We start from the raw sequence: 3,632 nt of genomic DNA on the forward strand, positions 1-3,632 counted from the left end.
CTTGTCGCAATTGTTACCGCAGCACCTGCAATGGATACAGCAGCAAGAAGAGAGCAACAAAGTACTGACTTGGGCTGATAAGGCGAAGACGACAAGTCTTATTTCACGCGATCGCGTCTCTTAACAGTTTAGCGCAAGCAGCTGCTTAAGGTACTCCGTAAGCGATCGCGAACTCAAAAACCTTCTCCTGTACAAAGAGAAAATTATGTGCATTAACTAAAAACCACCTTTACAGAATTTTGTTCAAAAATTTACAAGATTTTCACCATTTTCTCATATTTTATCTTTACTCTTAACCCGAAAGTCTAATTGAGACGAAGTTATGCATCTGAAAAACAGTTCAAACCGAAAATTTTAGGTAATGCACATAATCATTTTTTTGACAATACATAAGTTATAAAAACGCCGCAAGCCCATCTTGGTGATTGTATGCAAACAACCTATACCTGTTCTTCCATCTAATGTGCAAGGTTTTCTTAAAAGAGCATTAGAGGCTGATTTGAACTTTTTCAAGCAATATATTATTTTTGAATGACAAATAAAATTTAAGATCTAGCCACCATATTTTCACCATTTATATCAAACCGAATCACTACAAAAAGCTGCACCCTACTAAGTTTGTCAAAGCTGATTGACGAGCTTAGATTTGTTGTGGTATAGATTATATGTAATGCAGCAATTTTAGTTGAATTGTGAAGAAACACGCAATCCTTCGTCCTGGATAACAGTAAAATTTTATACGTATTTTGAGATTAATAATCACTGTTGTCCGAATAAAATGTTCCTTTACAGGTTATTTTATGAAATCCACGTAGGTGATCTGTGTTTGTATAGTAGCAAATTGTTTTTGCAAATTTGCTATTAACTTTTCACGTTTTCTTGAGAATTACTATAAAAATTAAAAATTTAAAGAAGCACCAAGAATAATCTAATGCTTACTGATTATATATGTTGCACTGAGTGCAAATGACTGAATCAGGAAAGCTAGCATTGTTTTGTTGGTAGGAATTGTTCTTGTTAATTTTTAGCGATAAGTAAAAGCAATCCCTATTGCGTTACCCTTTAGCCTCTCTCTAAAAAAGCTTCTCTAAGTGCCAATTTTTTTGTAAGTATGACAACTCAATGACCAAAAAAATCTGTGTTTATATAATAGATATCTCGGAAAACTAATCTCAGACTTTGCACTGTCTGGATTAATGTTTAATATCTTGAGATGTCTAATGATTTGCGGTTGTGTCTTTATAAAGACAACACAAATCCCATCTTGAAGTTCGCAATAATCATACAGAAACTAGGTTTGTCATTGTGCTTATCTAGATCTTGTAAAGACGTTATCTAAAGGTGTAATTTACCAATGCTAAATCGCGTAATTGTGTGGCGTATTTTCGCTGTTTTACCGCTACATGGTCTTATAACCTCTTTACCCTCTCTCCCAAACTTGGGAGAGAGGGTAAAGTAGTGAGAGCTAAGACCACAGTTAACTAGCAGGGCTTTGTATTGTGTATCACGCACTTTCAAGTTAGCTAGCAAAAGACTCTTTTGAAAACAAGGACGAGATTATGGCAAGAATTAATGGAACACCGGAATCTGATACTCTCTTAGGCACAAATAACAACGACACAATACAGGGCTTTGATGGTGATGACATCCTATCAGGCTTAAACGGTGCCGATCGCCTCGTTGGTGGAAATGGCTCTGATACCCTTGATGGCGGAAATGGTGCAGATAGACTCTTTGGAGATGCTGGCGATGACACTCTTGAAGGTGGTGCTGGCGCTGACACCCTTGATGGCGGAGAGGGTAAGGATTTCCTCAACGGTGGGGATGGCAACGACTCCCTCGTAGGTGGCTTCGAGGATACTCTGTTAGGTGGGAATGGCAATGACTTCCTGACTTTTGTTAATAACACTGAAGGGAAGAGCTATCTCAACGGTGAAGCTGGCTCAGATACTCTGATTGGTAGCAACAGCATTATTGAAGGTGACAGCCTTGAAGGCTCTTCTGGCGATGACTTTCTTGATGGTGGAGCTGGTAACGACTTCCTTTCAGGTGATGACACCTTGGGTACAGCTGGCGCTGATACTTTAGTCGGTGGCGATGGCAATGACACTCTTGAAGGAGATGCTGACACCTTAAGTGGAGGTGGTAACGACTCCTTAGTCGGGGGTGCTGGTGATGATGTTCTCTATGGCTTTGCCGGTAATGATATTCTTCAGGGTGGGGACGGTCTTGATACTCTTGATGGTGGGGATGGTAATGACATCCTTGACGGTGGAGCAGGCGCTAGCACTCTCTTGGGTGGAGCTGGTCTCGAAACTATCACTGGCGGAGTAGAAGCTGACTTCATTGATGGTGGAGACGACAATGATTCTCTCTTAGGTGGAGGTGGTAATGACAGCATTTTGGGTGGTCTCGGCAATGACATCCTCAATGGCCAAGGTGGAGATGATTATCTTGATGGCGGAGAAGGTGCTGATAGAGTCTTAGGCGGACTTGGCAATGACACGCTTTTCGGTGGAGAAGACCTTGAAGAGCAAACTGTAGCTGACACCCTCATTGGTGCAGATGGCAGTGATGTCTTTGTATTGACAGACACGGGATTTGTGTTTGAAGTCCCAGATCCTGGTGAGCCACCAGTACCTACTCCTGTAGGCGACATCATCCAAGGCTTCCAGAACGGTATAGACTTCTTTGAGTACGATCTACCCTTTGAGGCGCTGACAATTAGTTCTTCCGGTAGTAACACTCAGATCAGAATCACTGAAACTACGGAACTTATAGCGACCGTACTGAACGTCAACTCCAGCCTAATTACAGAGGCAGATTTTCTAGCATAAGAATGGGGCAACTAAGTGGTCAAACTTGGACGGTACCAAGTTTAAACGCCTCTTAAGTTACCCAAAACACAATTGTTGTTTTCATTTTATAACAGATTGCGACTGAGTGAAGTACAAACTCAGAATCGCTCCAGATCGTTTGGGGTGGATAGTAGCGCCATGCGGGGGTTTTCCCCGCTGAGGCGACTGCGGAGCGTCCTCGTCCGCCCGAATGTACTTCATTGAATTGCAAACCGCTATGGTATCTCCATTTGTCTCTCTAATAGACATCTCCGGAAAAGATGTAAGGGCGCAAGGCATTGCTCCCCTACCAAGACTTTCATGTCATGCATAATTAATTTCTGGAGATGTCTAATGGGAAACAGATGGTTATCAATCACTTAACCAATCATGCGAATTTTATTTCTGCATCCCAATTTCCCAGCCCAGTTTCGTCATGTGGCTGCGGCTTTAGCTCAAGACAAACGACACCAAGTGGTTTTTGGCACCACCCGTCGTGAGGGTAGTATCCTTGGTGTTCATAAGGTCATCTATACTTCAAAACGAGAGGCGCGACCAGAAACCCATCACTACGTCAGACCGTTAGAAAATGCTGTGCTTCAGGGTCAGGCTGTTTATCGCATGGCGGAACAACTCTCTTCTCGCGGGTTTGTTCCAGATATTGTCTACGGTCATTCTGGTTGGGGTCCGACTCTGTTAATCAAAGATATTTTTCCAAAAGCGCAATTACTTTGTTATTTTGAATGGTTTTACCACGCTCATGGCACCGATGCCGATTTTGACCCCAATGAACCC

General features: G+C 42.2%; 1 protein-coding gene and 1 pseudogene. Both read left to right on the forward strand.

The features are described from left to right. The first annotated feature begins 1,559 nt into the window (after positions 1 to 1,559). Positions 1,560 to 2,837, forward strand: coding sequence for a calcium-binding protein (locus WA1_RS51785; protein WP_017739702.1), 1,278 nt, complete (start codon positions 1,560 to 1,562; stop codon positions 2,835 to 2,837). Between the two features lie 390 nt (positions 2,838 to 3,227). Next, positions 3,228 to 3,632 (forward strand): annotated as a pseudogene (locus WA1_RS51790) (glycosyl transferase family 1); the annotation flags it as partial.

Source organism: Scytonema hofmannii PCC 7110 (genome assembly GCF_000346485.2).
Classification (GTDB): Bacteria; Cyanobacteriota; Cyanobacteriia; order Cyanobacteriales; family Nostocaceae; genus Scytonema; species Scytonema hofmannii.

What these genes read in the sequence shown, in the direction of transcription:
- WA1_RS51785 (WP_017739702.1), top strand. Translation starts at nt 1,560, where the DNA reads ATGGCAAGAATTAATGGAACACCGGAATCTGATACTCTCTTAGGCACA.